Annotated in this window: 11 protein-coding genes; 5 read left to right on the forward strand and 6 right to left on the reverse strand. The window is 65.8% G+C overall.

What is annotated here, in order from left to right; translation table 11 throughout:
* The first annotated feature begins 14 nt into the window (after positions 1–14).
* Both OEX18_08215 and OEX18_08220 read left to right on the forward strand, forming a co-directional pair.
* A complete protein-coding gene (locus OEX18_08215) occupies positions 15–1,256 on the forward strand; it encodes an NAD(P)/FAD-dependent oxidoreductase (protein MDH4337247.1) in 1,242 nt (413 codons plus the stop codon).
* 445 nt (positions 1,257–1,701) lie between these two features.
* The gene (locus OEX18_08220; protein ID MDH4337248.1) at positions 1,702–4,212 is read left to right on the forward strand and encodes a multicopper oxidase domain-containing protein; all 2,511 of its coding nucleotides are present in this window, start codon (positions 1,702–1,704) and stop codon (positions 4,210–4,212) included.
* Between the two features lie 114 nt (positions 4,213–4,326).
* On the opposite strand, the gene OEX18_08225 is transcribed toward OEX18_08220, so the two are convergent.
* The 3 genes from OEX18_08225 to OEX18_08235 form a co-directional block, all read right to left on the reverse strand.
* On the reverse strand, positions 4,327–5,070 hold the full coding sequence (locus OEX18_08225) for a hypothetical protein (protein ID MDH4337249.1): 744 nt from the start codon (positions 5,068–5,070) through the stop codon (positions 4,327–4,329).
* Complete coding sequence (locus tag OEX18_08230; protein MDH4337250.1) at positions 4,967–6,814, reverse strand: serine/threonine-protein kinase; 1,848 nt, start codon at positions 6,812–6,814, stop codon at positions 4,967–4,969. Before OEX18_08230 ends, OEX18_08225 begins: the two co-directional genes overlap by 104 nt.
* 98 nt (positions 6,815–6,912) lie before the next feature.
* Positions 6,913–9,486 carry a heparinase II/III family protein gene (locus OEX18_08235; GenBank protein ID MDH4337251.1) on the reverse strand — a complete coding sequence of 858 codons (2,574 nt, stop codon included), beginning with the start codon at positions 9,484–9,486 and terminating at the stop codon, positions 6,913–6,915.
* A 301-nt stretch (positions 9,487–9,787) separates the two neighbouring features.
* Between OEX18_08235 and OEX18_08240 the strand changes: the two genes are divergently transcribed.
* A complete protein-coding gene (locus OEX18_08240; protein MDH4337252.1) occupies positions 9,788–10,741 on the forward strand; it encodes a radical SAM protein in 954 nt (317 codons plus the stop codon).
* Between the two features lie 78 nt (positions 10,742–10,819).
* Here the strand turns inward: OEX18_08240 and OEX18_08245 are convergent, their stop codons facing one another.
* Positions 10,820–11,650, reverse strand: a complete 831-nt coding sequence (locus tag OEX18_08245) for a LamG domain-containing protein (protein MDH4337253.1) — start codon at positions 11,648–11,650, stop codon at positions 10,820–10,822.
* A gap of 167 nt (positions 11,651–11,817) precedes the next feature.
* Here OEX18_08245 and aceA point away from each other — a divergent pair, with 167 nt between their 5' ends.
* Positions 11,818–14,091, forward strand: coding sequence for an isocitrate lyase ICL2 (gene aceA, locus OEX18_08250; protein ID MDH4337254.1), 2,274 nt, complete (start codon positions 11,818–11,820; stop codon positions 14,089–14,091).
* A 76-nt stretch (positions 14,092–14,167) separates the two neighbouring features.
* Here aceA and OEX18_08255 read toward each other — a convergent pair whose 3' ends face one another.
* A complete protein-coding gene (locus OEX18_08255) occupies positions 14,168–15,250 on the reverse strand; it encodes an HYR domain-containing protein (GenBank protein ID MDH4337255.1) in 1,083 nt (360 codons plus the stop codon).
* 150 nt (positions 15,251–15,400) lie between these two features.
* Positions 15,401–16,324 carry a cysteine synthase family protein gene (locus OEX18_08260; GenBank protein ID MDH4337256.1) on the reverse strand — a complete coding sequence of 308 codons (924 nt, stop codon included), beginning with the start codon at positions 16,322–16,324 and terminating at the stop codon, positions 15,401–15,403.
* Positions 16,325–16,556: 232 nt separating this feature from the next.
* Here OEX18_08260 and OEX18_08265 point away from each other — a divergent pair, with 232 nt between their 5' ends.
* Positions 16,557–17,216, forward strand: a complete 660-nt coding sequence (locus tag OEX18_08265) for a porin family protein (protein MDH4337257.1) — start codon at positions 16,557–16,559, stop codon at positions 17,214–17,216.
* Positions 17,217–17,265 lie beyond the last annotated feature (49 nt).

Genomic DNA, 17,265 nt, shown 5'->3' on the forward strand with positions numbered 1-17,265 from the left:
CGAAGGAGAGACGAATGAACCCGATGACCGGACACAACCCCATTCAACCCCGGTACGACGCCATCGTCGTCGGTGCCCGCGTGGCCGGCGCGTCCACGGCGATGCTGGTGGCCCGTTCCGGCCTGCGCGTTCTCGTGCTCGAGCAAAGCACCCGCGGCAGTGACACCACGTCCACCCACGCCCTGATGCGCGCGGGTGTGCTTCAGCTCCGCCGCTGGGGTCTGCTCGACCGCGTCGTCGCCGCGGGAACGCCGGCCATCCGGCTGACCACCTTCCACTACGGCGGCGAAGCCATCGAGATCCCGATTCAGCCGCGCGACGGCGTCGACGCCCTGTACGCACCGCGCCGCACGGTGCTGGACGCGATCCTGGCCGACGCCGCGGTGGAGAGCGGCGCACACGTGATCCACGGGGCGAGGGTCGAACGCCTGCTGCGCGATCCCGGCGGACGCGTGTGCGGCGTCGCGTTTCGCGGCGAGGACGGCGGGGTCCGGCATGTCGCGGCGGACATCGTGATCGGCGCGGATGGCGTGCGTTCCACCGTGGCGCGCGCGGTCGGCGCCGCGACGCTGCACACCGCCGACCGCCCCGGCGCGTACATCTACGGCTACTGCCGGCTGGGCGTCAACGGTACCCACTGGCACTTCGCCGACCGCGTTGCGGCGGGCGTGATCCCCACCAACGACGGCACCACCTGCGTGTTCGTCGGGCTGCCGCCCGAGCGCTACCAGGCAAGGCGCTTCACCGGCTTCGACGCGCTCTTCCGGACCGTGGTGGCTGAAAACGACCCCGGCCTCGGGCGCGCCATCGGGCGCGCGGAGCGCGTGGGCAAGCTGCACCCGTTCGCCGGCATGCCGGGTTTCATCCGGCAGTCGTGGGGACCGGGCTGGGCGCTGGTGGGTGACGCCGGCTGCTTTAAGGATCCGCTGACGGCACACGGCATGACGGACGCCCTGCGCGACGCCGAGTTGCTCGCGAACGCCGTGACGGCGGGCACGGACGGCGCACTGGCCGCATACCAGGGTGAACGCGACGGGTTTGCCGTTGAGTTCCTGCGGCTCTCGGACGAAATCGCATCCTTCAACTGGGATATCGAACGCGTGAAGGGCCTTCACCACCGCCTGAGCAAACTAATGACGCGCGAGTACGAGTGGGTCAACGCGTTTGGAGCGGGAACACCATTCCGTGCTGGCAGTGCACGGAGCGACGGGCGGGGTGAACCGGGAGAGCTTAACAATTCGCATGTGCTTGTGTGATTTGATTTCCGCGAAGAAAGACGATGCATGCGCATTACGTCCTTGAAATAAATCGGACCTTTGTGTCAGAATATACAGCATCAATCAACTCTGCCATCCCTGTAACGTCGGCATCGAACAATCGAACCGGCACACCTGGATGGAAGCAGTGCACTGACCTCCGGACCGCCCGTCGACAGGACGGGTCCGATCAAGAGCACACGCATCGCGACATTCGGCGGTTGTCCCGAATTCGCGGTACGCCTCTTCTCCAGACTCATGACTCCCCGGCACGCCCCAAGACTGTTGCTGTATCCCGTCCGCATTAACCAACATTACACAGGGAATAGCTTCACAATGGAGCGTTGGTATCGCGCGGAGCCGTCTGCTGGTTACGGCCGGTCCGGCGGGTGTTTCGTGCAGCGCTGATAGTGCCGGACCCATCAACTTGTGGAGGACGCCCCCCATGAGAACAAGATCAGCAGTCGCCATCCTCGCGACCGTGCTTGGCGTGGTATCGCTTTCCGCGGTGTCTACCTTTGCACAGTATCCGGGGAAGAATCAGCTACCCATCGCTCCCACCGCGATTCCTAAATTCGTCGATCCCCTGCCGCACTTTGCCGGCGCGCGCGTGGACGCCACTCAACCCGGAACACCGCTGACGGTGGAACTCATGTCCCTCGATCAGCAGGCCCTCTCCACCGGAACCGTGCTCGGCAACGGCACCGTGGTTGGAAACGGCGCGGGGCTCACCCACGTGTGGGGTTACCGGGTCTCGAACGGAGCGGTGACACGCGGTCCGTTGTGGCCGTCGTTCACCATCGAGGCGAAGCGCGGCGTGCCCCTGGACGTGCTCTACCTCAACTCCCTGAACGAGAGCTACGACGCCGTCAACATCGCCGTCGACCAGACACTGCACTGGGCCATGGGCACGCACAGCATGGACCTGTACACCGGTGACGTACCGGCGACGGTGCATCTCCACGGCGGCGAAGTGCCGGCGTGGTCCGACGGCGGACCGGATTCCTGGTTCACGCCCAGCGGCCTCGCGGGCGGTCATGCGGCCCAGACCAACGTCTACCACTATCCCAACACGCAGGAAGCGGCCACGCTCTGGTACCACGACCATGCACTCGGCGCCACGCGTCTGAACGTGTACGCCGGTACGGCGGGCTTCTACTTCCTGCGCGACAACGCGGAAGACGCCCTCCACCTGCCGGGCTGGTCCGGCGACGGCAAGGTTCAGGAGTTCAACGCGGCCACCGGCACGTTCGGTGCGGCGTATCTCCCGGAAATTGAAATCGCCATCCAGGATCGCATGTTCGACACCAACGGACAGCTATACTGGCCGGCGGGCGGTCCGTTCGGCATGATGCCGCCCAACCCGACCGTCCACCCGTACTGGACGCCGGAGTTCATCGGCGACATCATCACCGTCAACGGCAAGACCTGGCCGTATCTGAGCGTCGCGCCGCGCAAGTACCGCTTCCGGCTGCTCAACGGGTCCAACGCCCGCTTCTACGAACTGTGGTTGCAGGACCTCGCGTCCGGCACCATGGGCCCCACCATCTACCAGGTGGGCACCGACGGCGGTCTGCTGGACACGCCCGTCGCCATCGCCGGAAAACTGCTCATCGCCCCCGGTGAGCGCGCCGACCTCGTGATCGACTTCTCGCAGGTCACGAGCCCGAGCGGCGTGTGGACGCTCAAGAACTCGGGCAACGCCCCCTACCCCAAGGGCACCCCGCCCAAGGGCTCCACGCTCGGTCAGATCATGCAGTTCCGCGTGGACGGCGGGCTGGCCGGCGCAGACAACAGCGTGATCACGGGCAGGACCACGCCCATGGTCAAGCTGGCCAACTTCCTGAGCGGCACGCCCGCGGTGCCGGTGAACAAGCAGCGCCAGCTCACCCTCAACGAGGTCATGGGCCCGGGCGGCCCGCTCGAGGTGCTGGTGAACAACACCAAGTGGGCGGGTCACTCAACGCGTCCATACAACGACTTCACGATGGATCCGTCGGGTACCTCCAACACCATGTACTCCGAGATCACGCAGGAAGGACAGACCGAGGTCTGGCAGATCATCAACATGACCGCGGATGCACACCCCATTCACCTGCACCTCGTACAGTTCCAGCTGTTGAGCCGCCAGAAGTTCAACACCAACCGGTATGCCAAGGTGTACAACAGTGCCTTCGTCGCCGCCGGCTTCCCGCTGGGCTTCGAGGGCGGCTGGGGTCCGCCGCTCAACTACGGTACCGGCAACGACCCCGCGGGCACCAACTGGACCCCGTTCCTCGGCGGGAACCCGGACGTCACGCCCCATCTGCAGGGCATGCCGAAGCCGACCCTGCCCAACGAAATGGGCTGGAAGGACACGTTCATCATGTACCCGGGCGAGGTCACCACGGTGATCGCGCGCTGGGCCCCGACCGATGCCCCGGCGGCAGCTCCGGCCAACTCGCTGTGGTTCGACTTCAATCCCAACGGTGGCCACGGCTACGTGTGGCACTGCCACATCATCGACCACGAGGACAACGAGATGATGCGGCCGTACCTCGTCACCGCCAACACCAACGCTCCGGGCGGCCGGAACACGAGCCCGTTCTATCTGGGCTACTACAACACGCATCCTGCGGCAGCGGCACTCGCGTCGTTCTCGCCGGGCAGCATGGATGACGGTGGCGCGGCGCCGCGTACGAGTGGTCTTCCCACCGCGTACAGCCTGGGGCAGAACACGCCCAACCCGTTCAACCCCACGACGCAGATCCGCTTTGCGCTGCCGGCCGAGAGCCGCGTATCGCTGGTGGTCTACAACGTCGCGGGTCAGAAGGTTGCAACGCTGATCGACGACACCGCTCCGGCCGGCTACCACACGGTGGAGCTGGATGCGGCCAATCTGGCCAGCGGCGTGTACTTCTACCGGCTGGATGCGGGGAACTTCTCGCAGACCCGGAAGATGGTGCTGCTGAAGTAGGGTTTCACGCGCCCATTGCGTGCGCCCCCAAAAGAAAGAGAGGAGCCGAAAGGCTCCTCTCTTCTTTTTTGTCTGTATGCCCCGGGGGACGAACACCCCCGGCGGGAAGCAGGCTTATTTCACGCCCTCGAGCACGTAGATGTCGCCGGTGTCGGTGTCGCGTGTGTAGATGACCTGCTTCGAGTCCGGCGACCAGCCGCCGTTGTGCACGTGCCATTCGCCGCGGCCGTCGGTGAGGGCGTGCGGTGGCCCGGCCGGGCGCGGCAGTCCGCCAGCACCGGTGGGCGGCGAGAGTGGCAGCAGGACCAGGTTCATGTTGGAGTGGGATTGGGCGGTGCAGTAGTCCACGCCGCTGCCATCCGGTGCCACCCGGAACTCGGTGAACGGCGCACTGAGGAGCAGCGATGACTCTCCGGTCTCGAGATTACCCACTCGCATCTCGGAACCCGGCCCCTCCGGGGAATAGACCACGTGGTTCGCGTCGCGGTACCAGTCGAACGCCTTGACGTGGTCCAGCACCTTGCGGCTGGTCCCGTCCTTTGGATCCACCAGAAACAGCGCGTTGCCGCTCTCGGCGTTCGAGATGATACCGATGGACGAGCCATCCGGTGCCCAGAGAGGTCCGTTGCCGGTGATGCGGTTGTTCCCCGGCATGCGCAGTGCGCCGCCGTCCGCCGCAACCACCCACAGCCGGTAGTCGCCATCCTGGTCGGAGGCAAACGCGATCTCGCGGCCATCCGGCGACCAGCAGGAGTTAAAGTCGCCGGCCGGGCGGTTGGTGAGCTGTCGCTCGGAGCCGGTCTGGCGGTCGATGACCCATATCTCGGCATTGCCGGTACGCGAGGACGAGTAGGCCACCCGCGTTCCGTCGGGCGATATCACGGGCCCGAAGTTGTCCTGGGTGTGGAACGTCAGGCGCTCCTGTTTTTCGCCATTGAGGTCCTGGAGATATAGATCCGTCTGGTGGCTCGACTTGTCGTAGAGAATGCGGCCATCGCGTGCCACCACCGGCTGGGTGTTGTTCTCCAGCACCAGCACCTGCCGCTTGCGGCCGGAGCGTACGATAGCTGGCGACATAGTCAAACGTGCTGGGCTTCGGCGTGGTCAACTGCGTCTCCTTGCGCGTGTCCAGTTCGAGCACCCAGACGCTCATGACCCCGGATTCGTCCTCGCGCGCGAAGAGCAGCCGGCGCGCGTCGGGCGACCACGGGTTCGTCCCCATGGTTCCGTACAGGCTCGTCGAGAACGTCGTTCCCCCGGTGTCCACCAGCTTCTGCACCTGGCCGCCGAGCGGCGGCACCAGGTAGACGCCGGTCTTGCCGCCGCGGTTGGAGGCAAAGGCCACCCAGCGGTTGTCCGGCGACCAGCGCGGGATGATGTCGTCGGCATCGCTCTTGACGAGCGTAATGGGATCGCCCCCCGCCGCCGCCACCACGAAGATGTCGGTGGGTCCCGACTGCGAGTGGCTGTACGCAAAGAAACCGCCGTCGGGCGACCAGCTGCCCGCCACCTCGACACCCACCGACCCGGTCATGGGCCGGGTGGTGACATTGAGCGCGAGATCGGGTGCGGGTTTGCGCACAAACAGGAAGTACGACGCCACCAACGCGACCACCGCAACGCCCGCCGCCACCGGAGCCCACGGCTTGCGGCGCCCGGGCGGATCAAGGTTCAGCGAACTGCGCGACATCGATGCGCTGACGGACTGTTCGATGTCACCCGATTCCACTTCCTTCTGGAGTCCCTCCAGCTCGTTGCACACGTCGCGCGCGGTCTGGAAGCGCTTCTCCGGGTTCTTCTCCAGGCAGCGGTTGATCACGCGCCCGAGGTGGCGCGGCAGGTTCTCGCGCAGCTCGGTCACCGAGGCCGGCTTCTCCTTGAGGATGGAGGACACGGTGGAGATTGGCGTGTCGCCCTTGAAGGGGCGCATGCCGGTGGCCATCTCGTAGAGCACCACGCCCAGCGAGAAGATGTCGGAACGGTGGTCGAGCGCCTTGGCCTCGGCCTGCTCGGGCGACATGTAGTTGACGGTGCCGATGATCTTCCCCTCCGCGGTGACGTCGCCGGCGCCCACGGTGGTCTCGCCGCTCGCGCCGGGCGCGGCCATCAGCTTCGCCAGCCCGAAGTCGAGCACGCGCAGGCGACCCTCCTGGTCCATCATGATGTTGGACGGCTTGAGGTCGCGGTGGGTGATGCCCTTGGCGTGCGCGGCGCGCAGCGCGTCGGAGAGCGGAATGGCGATCTCGAAGAACCTGTCCAGCGTCATGCCGCCGGGCTGGATCAGCTCAGCCAGCGTTTTGCCCTCCACCAGTTCCATGACGATGCAACTGCGGCCGTCGACGGCCTCCACCGCGTGAATGGTGACGATGTTGGGGTGCTGCAGCGCGGCCACGGATCTGGCCTCACGTTCGAAACGCGCGATGCGCTCGGGGTCGGAGGCCATGTCCTCGGGGAGGAACTTGATGGCGACGTCGCGTTCCAGCTTCGTGTCGCGGGCTCGGTAGACCTCGCCCATGCCCCCCTTGCCGATCTTCGCCGTAATCTGATAGTGGCCGAACGTCTTACCGAGCATGAGCGAAACCCCGGACCTTTCGGTACGCATGGTAAACATTTGCATGGCGGCGGATTGGCGCCCGTGCGGGCGCAGGGGGGGCCATGATACAGGCAGACAGGCGCCAGCTCAATGCCGGATGCGGGCGGCTACTTGAGGAGGTTCAGCTTGATGGTGGCGGATTCGGAGGGCGTCGTCGCCCTGAGGATGTAGATGCCGCTCGCCACCGGCGTGCCTGCGCCGTTGCGGCCGTCCCAGGTCATCACACGCGTGGCGGCGTGGAGGGGCGCATTCCACAACAGACGCACCCGGCGCCCGGTAACGTCGTAGACGGCCACGCGGACCGGCACCGCGGGGTCGGCATCGACGCGCAACGAGGTGGCGGGGTTGAACGGATTGGGGTGGGCGCGCAACTGGAGGCCTCCCGCAACCGGCGGGGTGCCACCCACGGCGGTGGCGCCGCCGCGAATCACGTCCTCCCCGTCCTCGACGAAGCCCAGTTCCTGGTCGCGATACATGAGCCGCGTGATGCCACGGTTGCGAATCCGGAAGTCGGCGTCGTAGCGATCGATGTAGAGCGTGGGCCCGGACAGCTCGCAGGTCATGGTTCCGTTGTTCACGGTCACGTGAGTCGTCCCGGAGACGGACAGGTGGCTCCCGCCCGCCACCAGGTAGCCGAGCAGTCCGCCGTATTCCTCGCGCACGAAGGTCAGCAGCGCGTCGGTCTCGATGTGCCCGTGGGTTGCGGCCACGCCCGTGTTGTTGCGCACGACGTGATCCACCACCCCGTTGCGCCAGTCCAGAACCAGGGCGTATCCCCACGGATAGTCGTAACGGACCGTCTGCGGACCCAGTTCGCCGATATAATGGGGCAGCAGCAGGAACGCGAACGACGGCTCCACCGCATCGCACGCCACCTTGATCAGGGTGGCATCCGGTTCGTCGGTGAGGTTGTCGAACGGTTCGGTGGCAACCGACACCGACTCGAAGGCGGGGTTGAGCAGGTGAAGATCCATGGCGCCGGTCGTCCCGGTGATGGTCATGGGATTCACCGTCACATCGACGGCATTGGTAGCAAGCGTGTGTAGACGCCACTCGTAGTTGTGCACCGCGCCATCCTTGCGGATGTCGTCCATGACCACGAAGTAGGGCGACGCGGAGGGTCCGTGCACGGTGAGCACGCGCCGATAGGCGAAGTCCACCGGGTTCGCCCCCTGGTATCCCCACGACCAGTCGGTTCCGTCGTAGGGACGATTGGGGGCGTTGAATTCGCTGTACGTGGTGTACGCCTTGGTGGCGTCGCCCACCACGTAATCCGCGATGCCACCCAGCAGGTACTCGGCCATGCGGCCGTCGGTACCCACCGACCCGCCGGCGTTGTGCTGACCCTTGCCATCGATGAACACCATGTTGTGCGCTTCGCTATGTTTGCTCTTCGCGCCCGCGCCGTGATCGATGACGAAGCGCTCGCCGTAGCCATAGAGCGCAAACTGGTTCTGATCCTCCTGCGCATGCCCGCCCTGAAACTTCCCGGAGTAAAAATTGAACATCACGTCGTCGGAACTGGCTCCCTGCTGCCAGCCGGTGCGGTAGTGGTACAGGCCGCGCCCCACCCAGATCCGGTGATTGGGCAGAATGTCCCCCGGCGCAATCGGCGTCACCGTCCGGTGCCACAACACGGTGGCCGACTTGTCCGCCTCCCGGCCCAGGTCCACCCCGTAGATCCCGGCGGCGTGCTCCCATATCCATGCGGACAACCCGCTGCCCCACTGATTGATGGCCCAGTCGAAGTACATCGTGCTGCGCGCGAAGGGGATGCCGGTGACCACGGTATCGTTGAGGTTGTGCGAGCGCGCGCCACCCTCCGGTAGCAGTTCGTAGGCGAGCCACTGCTCAACCGCGCGCAGGCGCGGATGGTGCGAGTAATCCAGCCCATCGAAGCGCTTGCGCGCATCGAAATAGACGATGAGATTCTTCAGCGCCCACAGCCCGTACAGATCGCCCTCGTTGTACGACCCGCCCTCGTCGAAGATGTGCAGCAGCAGACCATCCACGATGCGGTCCGCCATCGCCATGGCGTCGTTGACCACGTAGTCTTCGGTTTCGCCCTGCAGCGCGATCGCCGCCAGCCCCAGCGCGGCGCCAAACATGGCGCTGTGGTTCGCCAGATACGGCTGCCGCTCGAACTGCTTGTAGCCGGGGTTCCATATCATCTTCTGGATGTAGCGCACCATCTCGTCGCGCACGAGTCCCCGTTCCGCCTCCGTCGCCGTTTCGAAGTACTTGTCGTAGCCAAGCGCCAGCGTGCGCAGGCGCATGCCGGAGTATGCCTCGTCGAAGTCGGGTTCCCAGTTGTTCGCCACGTACAGCGTGATGGCCTTGCCCAGGTCGCGGGCGAACGTGTCCGGTGGCGACTCGATCCGGTGCACCAGTGCGAGTTGCATGATGATGCCGTCGGCGTAGTACATGCCGAGGATCTCGCCGACGGTCTCAGTCGGGTACACGTTCTGGACGAGATTGCGGATGAAGGCGTAGGCCTCGTCGTCGCGCCCGCCGTCGGTGACCTTGGCGCGCAGGGCGGGGACATCGTCACTCGAGAAGAGCAGCCGCGGGTGGTGGGTGGCGTAGAGCTGGTCGGTAATGGTGGGCTGGGCGAGCGCGGGCATCGCGGTCGGCACCACCACAACGGCAAGCAAGATGAAGATGCGCAGGTTGCGAATCAAGCCTTCGGACCACGGGTGCGGGTTCACTGCGGTGGGTGGCGCTAAACCGTTTGATGATACCAGCAAAGCGCGAATGTCTCAATCCCGCAGGTTGTGGCCGGGAAATTGTCCCCGTGCGCCCGCAACCCCGGGGAATCGCACGTAATAGCACTCATGGGTTGGACTTACGGCCGGAAGCCGGCGCAACCCCACAGGGGGCCTGCGCTTACCCGGGTCCAGGGACATTTTCCCGGCCACAACCTATGATGCACGTGCATCATATGCATCGTGGGGCCAAACGAGCTAACATACTGGCAGTCAAATGATTGCGTTCGGACCCATACCCTCGCGACGGCTCGGGCAGAGCCTGGGCGTCAATCACCTGGCCTGGAAGGCGTGCAGCTACTCGTGCACCTACTGCCAGGTGGGAACGTCGCATCTGCGCGCCGCCCGCCGCCGCTTCCTCGCCCCCACCCAGGTGGTCGACGCGGTCGTGCGCCGGGTGGACGCCTGTATCGCCGCCGGGGAGCGCATCGACTACATCTCGTTTGTGCCCGACGGCGAGCCCACTCTGGATGCCAACCTGGGCACCTGCATCCGCGCGCTCCTGCCGCTGGGAATCCCCGTCGCCGTCATCACCAACGGGTCGCTCCTGTGGATGCCGGAGGTGCGCGAGGACCTCGCCGCGGCCTGTATCGTGTCGGTCAAGATGGACACGACGCGCGCGGACACCTGGCACCGCCTCAACCGCGCCCACGGCGCGCTCGACCTGGATCGTGTGCTGGAGGGCTGCCGCTTGTTCGCCCGCGAGTTCGAGGGTGAGTTGGTGAGCGACACCATGCTGGTGGACGGGGTCAACGACGACGAGCCAAACGTCACCGGCGTGGCCAACTTCCTGGCCGAGATTGCGCCGTCGCGGTCCTTCGTCGGTGTTCCCACGCGACCGCCAGCGAGCACGGGGGTTTCCCCCGCGAGCGACGCGGCACTGGAGCGCGCGGGTGTCATCATGAAAGAGCGGTTGAAGAACGTGGTGGTTCTACCCACGAAGGAGATGGGAAGGTTCATCCGCGCGGGCGATCCGGTGGAGGACCTGCTGGGAATTCTGGCGGTGCATCCAATGCGCGAGGCGGCGGCGCGCGCCTACCTGGCGGATGCCGGCACCGACCCGGCACTCATCGACCAGCTCCTGCTCGACGGGCGCGTGGGCCGCAGGCAGTACCAGGGCGAAGTCTTCTTCGTGCGCGGCGACGGAAAATCGACGGCTCCGGCACCGTGACGGCCTAGCGGTATAGCGCCTTCACGCGCCCCCACGTGCTCTGCGCGGTGGCAGGTTGCCCGTCGCACGCCAGCGATGTCATGCCCACGCCGGGGATTTCCGCGAAATCGGGCCAGCGCACCGCAACCGGGTCGACGTTGCCGCCGTTGCCCGCGTTGTTGTACGCATATCCGCGCACACGCAACGCCCGCGGCCCGTATCGCCGACCCCGGTGGACCCGCACGAGCACAGCTCGGCCACGTCGTCGTCGGTCAACGCGCGCGAGTAGATGCGCACGTCGTCTATCTTGCCGTTGAAGATCTCGAGAATGCCGGGAATATCGCCGCCGATGGTGAGGTCCTGCGGCCCCGGGGTGATGGTGAGGGGCGCGGCGAGCGAATCCACCCGCACGCCATCCAGGTACAGCCGCACGTGGTCACCGTCGAACACCGACGCCACGTGGTGCCACTCGTCCGCCGCCGGATATTCGTCGCCGTAGAAGTTGAACCAGTCGTTGTAGCTGGAACCGAAGGTGCCATCCGGTGTGGCGATCAATCGGTACATGAACGCGTTCGGCGCGCTGGCGCTCTTCATAGTCACCGGACCGAAGGCCTGCCCCACCAGGCTGGGGCCGTAGGGCATCACCCACGCCGCCTGCGTCACCGCGGTGTCCGGCGAGGAGAGGCTCGTCGAGTTCGCAACGAAAATGTACGAGTTGGTGCCGTTGAACTCGTAGGCGCCATCCGGGGTCCCGAAGCGGTCGATGGTTGGCACCACGCCACCCACCGGCGACCCGTGGTTGCCAACGCCGCTCGCGTCCAGCATGTCGAGGTTGAACGGGTACCACGCCACCAGACCCGTGGTAACGCCGGCGCGAACGGACGATGGGTTGAACAAGAGGAGTACGAACAGAATGGATGCGTAGCGCATGGCTGGTTCTCCCTTCCCGCGCGGGCGGACGGCCAAAAAAGGGGGTTCGGTCCAGCGGATTCAAGCCACCGGGATCAGTGGCATTGAAACACAGGCCACGGTTGGTTGCCGGCAGCAAGTATGGTACGCTTGACGTCTGACCCGATGCCCCGTACCCAAAAAGAAAGATGCCGAGCATGACCCCGTTTGAGAAACAGGTTGCCGCCGCACGCGCGTGGTTCGACAGCCCGCGCTTCCAGGGAATCGTCCGCCTGTACTCGCCGCGCGAGGTGGCCGAACAGCAGGGGACGATCGACAACGACTACAGCGTCGCCCGTGTGGCGGCCGAACAGTTCTACACACGGCTGCGCGAGCTCTCCGCGCAGAAGAAGTCCATTACCACCTTCGGCCCCTACTCCCCCGGCCAGGCCGTCACCATGAAGCGGCTGGGCATCGAGGGCATCTACCTGGGCGGCTGGGCCACCTCCGCCAAGGGTTCCCTCGCCGAGGATCCCGGCGCGGATCTCGCCAGCTATCCGCTGAGCCAGGTGCCGGACGAAGCGGCCCCCATCGTGCGCGCGCTGCTCACCGCGGACAAGAACCAGCATTTCCTGCGCGCGCGCATGAGCGAGGCGCAGCGCGCCGCAACCCCGCAGCACGACTTCCGCCCCTTCATCATCGCCGACGCCGACACCGGCCACGGCGGGGATGCGCACGTGCGCAATCTCATCCGCCGCTTCGTCGAGGTGGGTGTCACCGGCTACCACATCGAAGACCAGAAGGCCGGTGTCAAGAAGTGCGGCCACCAGGGCGGCAAGGTGCTGGTGAGCCAGGACGAGCAGAACAAGCGGCTCAACGCGGCCCGCTTCCAGCTGGATATCATGCGCGTGGCGGGCATCATCGTGGCGCGCACCGACGCCGAGTCGGCCACCTTCATCGAGAGTTCGGCCGACGAACGCGATCAGCCCTTCATCCTGGGCGCCACCAGCGTCGAACTTCCCCGCTACAAGGTGGGCTACCTGGCCATTTTGCGCATGCTCCACGAGCTGGGCGTGAAGGCGGTGCTGGGTCATCTGCTCTACTCGATTTCGGACCACGAGTACGCCGGCGCATCCGCGTGGCTGGAGCGCAACGGCATCACGGAGTTGATCACGGCGGGTGCGGCAACGGCTGGCGAGGACACCAGCATCGACCGCCTGCTCGACCCCATCGTCACCCGCTACCTCGAGGTGTGGCAGGCCGAGGCGGGGCTCAAGACCTACGCGCGCGCGGTGGCCGACGTGATGGAGTTCCGCATGGGTGAAGGGGAGAAGTACGACATGACGGTGGAGGCGTGGCTCGCCTTCGCGGGGCATGCCTCGTTCTACGATGCCGCCGACCGCGCCGAGGCCATGGGCATCCGCATCGTGTGGGACTACGAGTACCCGCGCACCCCCGACGGCTACTACCAGTTGAACTCGGGCATCGACTACGCCATCGCCAAGTCTCTGGCCGCGGCACCCTTTGCGGACATCCTGTGGATGGAGACCAAGACCGCCAACCTGGACGACGCGCGCAAGTACGCGGCGGCCATCCACGCCGAGTACCCTGGCAAGATGCTGGCCTACAACCTCTCCCCCTCGTTCAACTGGGACACCACCGGCATGAGCGACGATGAGATGAAACGCTTCCCCGAAGAACTGGGCAAGCTGGGGTTCGTGTTCAACTTCATCACCTACGGCGGCCACCAGATCGACGGCCTCGCCGCGGAGGATTTCGCCACCGCCCTGCAGCAGGACGGCATGCTGGCGCTCGCACGGCTGCAGCGCCGCTTCCGGCTGCTCGAGTCGCCCTACCGCACGCCGCAGACGCTGGTGGGCGGGCCGCGCCTGGACGGCGCGCTCATGGCGTCATCGGGCCGCTCCGCCACCACCAAGGCGATGGGCCGGGGCTCCACCCAGTTCCAGCACCTGGTGCAGACCGAGGTGCCGCGCAAGCTGCTCGACGAGTGGCTGGAGATGTGGCGGGCGCACTACCGGTTGCCGGGACCGCTGCACGTGGAGCTGCGGCCGCACACCGCCGGCTCGGAACTTCTGGAACTGAAGGTGGTCAAGGACGGCGGCGAAACGACGGCCAACATCATCTTTGCCAACATCCACGACCGCCGCAACCACAGCTTCCTCTCGGTGCGTAACCAGAACACCTTCGACGAGGCGCTGCGCAAGAAGCGCCTGATGACGCTCATCCACCTGTTCCTCATCCACCGCTACAAGGCGACGTCGGTGCACTACGTGAGCCCCACCGACGACGTGCACTACCAGACCGGGCGCATGAAGCACCACGGCATCTTCTCCGAGATCCACATGGAAATCGGACAGATGATCGTCGCGTCGGTCAACGCGGACCGCATCACGGAACTGCTGGAACCGGACCGGGTGGCGCTGCAGAAGCTCATCGACAAGACGGGCCCGCCGACGGTGTGATCCGGCCGGACACCCTCCCAGAAAGAGAGGGCACGGCCGCGGCCGTGCCCTCCTGAAGAGAAATCAACTGTCTCTGTTACTTGCCGGACTGGTCGTGCGGTACGGTCACCGTCACGGTGTGCTCGTCTCCGTTGCCGGAAGAGTCCTCACAGCGCACCCGAACGGAGTAGATTCGCCCGTCCCCGCCACCGGAGCGCTCGGCGCGCAACTTGAGCGTGGTGTCGCCGGTGATCATCCAGTCGGGTTCGGTGTTTCCATCACCGGTGCCGTTGCCGGCCTCGTTGGAGGTGACTTCCAAAATGGTGCACGACAGCGACTCGTCGCAGTTGTCGACGGCATCCACGAAGACGCGAACCTCTACCCACTTGTGATTCGGCGGCCACAGCATGTCCGGGCTGGCCGTTACGCTGCGGACAACCGGCGGGTCCGTGTCCGTCGCCACGGTAACCGTGAAGGTGCAGGTGGAGGTGTTGCCCGAGAAGTCCACCGCGGTGCAGACCACCTCGGTGTCTCCCACCGGGAAGATACTTCCCGAGGCAGGCTCGCACGAGACGACCGGAGCCGGGTCGCAATCGTCGGCGGCGGTGACGTCGAACTCCACCACGACGCCCTCTTCGCCCGCGCACCCGATGCTGGTGTCGGCCACGCAGGCAATGACCGGCGCGGTGTCATCGGCGGTAAAGGCCGGCAGGTCGGGCAGGAAGGCCACGCCCCGTGCCGCATTCAGCGAGTCCTGCCACGCCACCAGCAGCGACGAGAGGCCCGCCAGGTAGTCGTTCGACGATCCGGCGGGATCGTAGTCGGCGACGGAGTCCAGCAGCGACGCGGCGAGCGCGTCGTTGATGGCGGGCTGCCACTGCTGCAGAACGGGCACCAGTTCGCCGAGGTAGCCATCGACGGTGGATTCCTCCATCCACGCCGGTGGATCATCGAGCAGATCGGTGTTGCCCAGCCAGGCTTCGATGGAATCCTGCCAGGCGGGCAGAACCGGTGAAAGGTGCGATAGATAGCCCACGCCGCCGCAGTCAATCTGCAGCGACGTCGACGCGACGCGCGAGGATTGCGGGCCGGCGGGTGAACCGCCGTTGTCCCCGCAACCGACCATCATTGCCGCGACCGCAAGGGCGGCAATGGCAACGCGAATGGATAGTCTGATCATGTGGTGTCCCCCTCGATTGGGATGCCAAGTCTGTACGATGCGGCCGGAACACGAGAGGCCGCCCCTGGATTTCACCGCGGAAACAGGCGACCGTACGCAACAAATGAGGGCTTCAGTATAGCACGTCGACACCCGGCGGGAAACGTCCGGCTACGCGCGGCGGTAGACGTCGGTGGCGAGGTACTTCAAGCCGGAATCGCACATCAGCGTGACCACGGTGGCGCCGGGCCCGAGCCGCTCAGCAATGCGAATGGCAGCAACGACGTTTGCCCCCGACGATGTCCCCGCAAACAGCGCCTCCTCGCGCGCCAGGCGCCGCGCCATCTCCTTTGCGTCGCCGGTCCTGACGGGCACGATCTCGTCGATCATCGCGGGATCCCACAGCGGCGGCGTGTAACCGATTCCCACCCCTTCGATCTTGTGTGGCCCGGGTTGGTTGCCGAGCAGCACCGACGACTCCCCCGGCTCCACCGCGACGATCCTGACACCTGGTTTGTTGCGTTTGAGCACCGTGGCCACGCCGCGCGACGAGGCACCCGTCCCCACGCAATGCACGAACGCGTCGACAGCACCGTTGGTCTGGTTCCAGATCTCCTCGGCCAGGGTGAAGTAGCCCGCGATGCTGTCGTGGTTGTTGAGTTGATCGGTCCAGTACGTGTTCGGCGCCTGGCTGAGCACGCGTGCGGTCTCGATCATGTCGAGGATGAGTTTTTTGGTGGTGAGACCGCCCTCGCTGGGAACAAGCGTGAGTTCCGCGCCCAGCGCGGCCATCTGGTCGCGCTTGTCGCGGCTGAAGGCATCCGAGGTGACGATGTGGATGCGATAGCCCTTCGCCGCGCATACCAGTGCCAGCGATGCGCCGGTGCTGCCACCGGTGTACTCCACCACCGTGCCCCCGGGTTTCAGACGGCCATCGGCCTCCGCGCGTTCGATCACGGCGCGCGCCATGCGGTCTTTCATGCTTCCGGTGGGGTTCTCCCACTCGAGCTTCACAAGGACATCCGCGCAACCGGGCGGCACGACCTTGCGAAGCCGTACCAGCGACGTGTTTCCAATGGCATCGAGAACGTTCATGGAACACTCCCTCCCGGGCGGACCAGCCGGCCGGCCGCCGCAGTCTAGCGCGAATGGACGCGCCCTGTCACCGTCTGGCGCCGCGCGCGGCTCGCGGGGTGACCGGCGGTGGTAATTTGTGGTACGGTACCCGAAGGGCAAACTCGCCCGGCCGCACCATCGGCGCCGCACGTTGACGGCCCTTTTCAATTATTGACGCTGCCGGTCGACCCCGGCTCGACAGGAGATAGACATGCGCTCTCGTGTTGCACTGACCCTGCCCGTGTTGCTGCTTCTTATGGTCGCTTCGGTTCTCCCTGCGCACGCAGAAGAAGAGCCCAGTTACTTTACGCTCTCCGGCGGGTGGTCGTGGCCCTCGGGTGGCCCCATCCAGGACACGTACGAGCCGGGCTTCATCGCCGCGGCGGCGTTCCGTGTCGGCGTGGCGGAGAGCTACTTGAGCGGCATCGAGTTCGGATACGGCTGGTTCTCCCTCGACAGCGCAGGGCTGGCGAGCAAGAATTCGGGCTCGACGTTTTCCGGCGGTGACATGGGACTTCTCAGCATTACCACCGAAAACGACTATCTCTTCGGCACGCCCGGCAATCCCATGCGCCCGTTCCTGAACCTCGGCCTGGGGTACTACAAGTCGTTCATCGACGACGCCACCGAGACGAACGGTTCCACGACCTCGGACTATGACACCGGCGTCTACAAGGGCAGCTTCTTCGGATTCCATGCGGGCATCGGTGCCATGCTCAACCGGGAGCGCTTCGGGCTGCGCGTCGACGCCAACTACGAGCACCTGTTCGCCGGGGGCCCGGACCTCGAGTACTTCACCGTACGCGCCGGCATCGTGTTCTTCACGTCGGGTGTGGCGGTGGGAGCGGCACCGGCGAAGAGCGCAGACTAGCCAGGAACCGGGTCCAGCACCGGGCCGGTGAAGATGGTCGGGACAAGGC

The sequence above is a fragment of the Candidatus Krumholzibacteriia bacterium genome (genome assembly GCA_029865265.1).
GTDB lineage: Bacteria > Krumholzibacteriota > Krumholzibacteriia > WVZY01 > JAKEHA01 > JAKEHA01.

Bases quoted from the DNA above. Each gene is read 5' to 3' on its own strand.
- OEX18_08215 (MDH4337247.1), top strand. From the start codon at position 15: ATGAACCCGATGACCGGACACAACCCCATTCAACCCCGGTACGACGCC.
- OEX18_08220 (MDH4337248.1), top strand. From the start codon at position 1,702: ATGAGAACAAGATCAGCAGTCGCCATCCTCGCGACCGTGCTTGGCGTG.
- OEX18_08230 (MDH4337250.1), bottom strand. From the start codon at position 6,814: ATGCGTACCGAAAGGTCCGGGGTTTCGCTCATGCTCGGTAAGACGTTC.
- OEX18_08240 (MDH4337252.1), top strand. From the start codon at position 9,788: ATGATTGCGTTCGGACCCATACCCTCGCGACGGCTCGGGCAGAGCCTG.
- OEX18_08245 (MDH4337253.1), bottom strand. From the start codon at position 11,650: ATGCGCTACGCATCCATTCTGTTCGTACTCCTCTTGTTCAACCCATCG.
- aceA (MDH4337254.1), top strand. From the start codon at position 11,818: ATGCCGAGCATGACCCCGTTTGAGAAACAGGTTGCCGCCGCACGCGCG.
- OEX18_08255 (MDH4337255.1), bottom strand. From the start codon at position 15,250: ATGATCAGACTATCCATTCGCGTTGCCATTGCCGCCCTTGCGGTCGCG.
- OEX18_08260 (MDH4337256.1), bottom strand. From the start codon at position 16,324: ATGAACGTTCTCGATGCCATTGGAAACACGTCGCTGGTACGGCTTCGC.
- OEX18_08265 (MDH4337257.1), top strand. From the start codon at position 16,557: ATGCGCTCTCGTGTTGCACTGACCCTGCCCGTGTTGCTGCTTCTTATG.